This window comes from Patulibacter sp. NPDC049589, from assembly GCF_040675535.1.
In the GTDB taxonomy this organism is placed as follows: domain Bacteria; phylum Actinomycetota; class Thermoleophilia; order Solirubrobacterales; family Solirubrobacteraceae; genus Patulibacter.
This window is the reverse complement of sequence record NZ_JBFAPC010000309.1, coordinates 1-2604: the sequence shown is the minus strand read 5'-3', so window position 1 is coordinate 2604 and position 2604 is coordinate 1. Positions and strand designations below refer to the sequence as shown.

Annotated in this window: 1 protein-coding gene and 1 pseudogene; one reads left to right on the top strand and one right to left on the bottom strand. The window is 75.0% G+C overall.

Translation table 11 applies throughout. The features are described from left to right. Positions 1–403: pseudogene (locus tag AB0L40_RS27530) on the bottom strand (hypothetical protein); the annotation flags it as partial. A gap of 459 nt (positions 404–862) precedes the next feature. Between AB0L40_RS27530 and AB0L40_RS27525 the strand changes: the two are divergent. Further along, on the top strand, positions 863–2533 hold the full coding sequence (locus AB0L40_RS27525; RefSeq protein ID WP_364361963.1) for an acetolactate synthase large subunit: 1671 nt from the start codon (positions 863–865) through the stop codon (positions 2531–2533). Positions 2534–2604 lie beyond the last annotated feature (71 nt).

Below are 2604 nucleotides of genomic sequence, written 5' to 3'. Positions count from 1 at the left end.
CGAGCGGCACGACGGGGTCGGCGGGCCGGCCGTCCCGCAGGAGCGGCAGCGGGTCGACGTAGCCGAATGCGTCCGCCGCGCGGCGCAGGCCGAGGCCGACCGGCCCGGTGGCGCGCGCGACCGTGACGCCGGCCGACACCCGTCGGCCCCGGGCGGTGCCGGGCGCGACCCCGGTCAGCGTCACGGACCAGGCCCCGCACCGCAGGGCGACGGCGCGGCCGCCGGGCACCCGGCCTGCGTGGGTGATCCGCCCCGCGCAGGGCGCCGCCACCCGCGCCCCGGCCGCAGAGGAGAAGCGGACGATCCGCCGGCGCCCGGGCAGGAACGGCGCGGCCCGGTCGTACGAGAACCGGGAGGCCACCGGGCCCTCGACGGGGCGGACGAGCGGCGGCGGATCGACCATCGATCGACCGTAGGCCCCGGAGAGCGGTGCGGGCCGACCGCGACGGATCCGCACCCGGACCTCCACGGTTCCGGGACGGACCGGAACGGTCTCTGCACGACTCCCCGGCGCGCGCGGCCGACCACCCGGCGTTCGTGCGGCCGGCCGGCCCGGGACGGGATCGGACCCCGACGCACCGGCTCGCGACGTCGTCGGCCTCCGCATCCACCGCGCTGGTCGACATTGCGTCGCCCCGGCGAGGGAAGGGCGACCACCCCGCCACCGACACCCCTCACCCACCGACCCGGTCGACCTTCCCTCGCCCCCAGCGACGAAACGACGACCACCCCGCGAGCGCCGGGCGCCCGCGTGCCCCACCCCTACCCCGGGTAGCCACCGGGTCGGCGCGTTGCCCCGGCCCCACCGGCCGAGCGGGCGGCGTGCCTAGACTCGGCCCATCCCGACCCCGGAGTCCCCCGCATGAGCGTCACCGCCGCAGAGCTCCTCGTCCGCTGCCTCGAGGACGAGGGCGTCGAGTACGTGTTCGGCATCCCCGGCGAGGAGAACATCCGCTTCGTCCAGGCGCTCGCGGACTCGCCGATCCGCTACGTCCTGGTCCGCCACGAGCAGGCCGCCTCGTTCATGGCCGAGATGTACGGCCGGCTGACCCAGCGCGCGGCGGTCTGCTCCGCGACCCTCGGGCCCGGGGCGATCAACCTGCAGCTCGGCGTGGCGGACGCGACCACGAACAGCACCCCGCTGATCGCGCTCTCCGCACAGGTCGGCCGGGACCGGTCCTACAAGGAGTCCCACCAGGGCATCGACCTCGTGCCGATGTTCGCGCCGATCACCAAGTGGTCGGCGCTCGTCCCGACGCCGGAGTCGATCCCCGAGATCGTCCGCAAGGCCTTCAAGACCGCGCAGACCGAGCGCCCGGGCGCGGTCTACCTCGCGGTGCCGGAGGACATCGAGGCAGCACGAGTCCCGGACGACCTGACGCCGCTGCGCATCGACCGCGTCCGCCCCAACGAGCCGACCGACGGCCAGATCGCCCGCGCCGTCGAGCTGCTCCGGGCTGCGCAGCGCCCGATCGTCCTGGCCGGCCACGGTGCGGCCCGCGAGGACGGCGCCGCCGCGGAGCTGCTGCGCTTCGCCGAGTCGACCGGCATCCCCGTCGCGACGACGTTCCACGGCAAGGGCGTCTTCCCCGACGACCACCCGCTCGGACTCGGCGCCGTCGGCTTCATGCGCCACGACTACGTGAACTTCGGCTTCGACGCCGCCGACGCGATCGTCGCCGTCGGCTACGAGCTGCAGGAGTTCGACCCCAAGAAGGTCAACCCGGAGGGCGACGCCACGATCATCCACGTCCACCGCTTCCCGGCCGAGGTCGACCGCCACTACCCGGTCGACGTCGGGCTGCACGGCTCGATCGGCCGGTCGCTGCAGCTCTTCACCGACGCGCTGGAGGCCGCGAGCGGCGACGCGGCCCCGCCGTGGCAGGGCCTGCAGACTCCGGGCGTCGCCGCGCTGCTCAAGGACGAGCTCGACGGCCACGACGCCGACACCCAGGTGCCGCTGACGCCCCAGCGGATCGTCGCCGACACCCGCAAGGCGCTCGGCCGCGAGGACATCGTGCTCGCCGACACCGGGGCGGTGAAGATGTGGATGGCACGGCTCTACCCCACCTACGCGCCGAACACGTGCCTGCTCTCCAACGGCCTGTCGACGATGGGCTTCGCGCTGCCCGGTGCGCTCGGCGCCAAGCTCGCCCGTCCGGAGGCGAAGGTGCTGGCCGCCACCGGCGACGGCGCCTTCCTCATGCACGCCCAGGAGCTCGAGACCGCGGTCCGCGAGGAGATCCCGCTCTGCGTCCTCGTCTGGGAGGACGACGGCTACGGCCTGATCGAGTGGAAGATGGAGATGGAGCTCGGCACCAGCTCCTCCGTGAAGTTCGGCAACCCCGACGTCGTCGCGTTCACCCAGAGCTTCGGCGGGACCGGCGTCCGGATCACCGAGGCCGACCAGCTGCTGCCGGCGCTGCAGGCCGGGCTCGCCTCCAGCGGCGTGACCGTGATCGCCGTCCCGGTCGACTACCGCGAGAACCTGCGGCTCACCGAGCGCCTCGGCGAGCTCGAGGACCCGCTGTAGGGAGCGCGCCCAGGCCGGTCCCCGCGCGGCGCGCCGCCCCCTCGGCCCGCGCGCCCGGCCGGCCCGAGGGC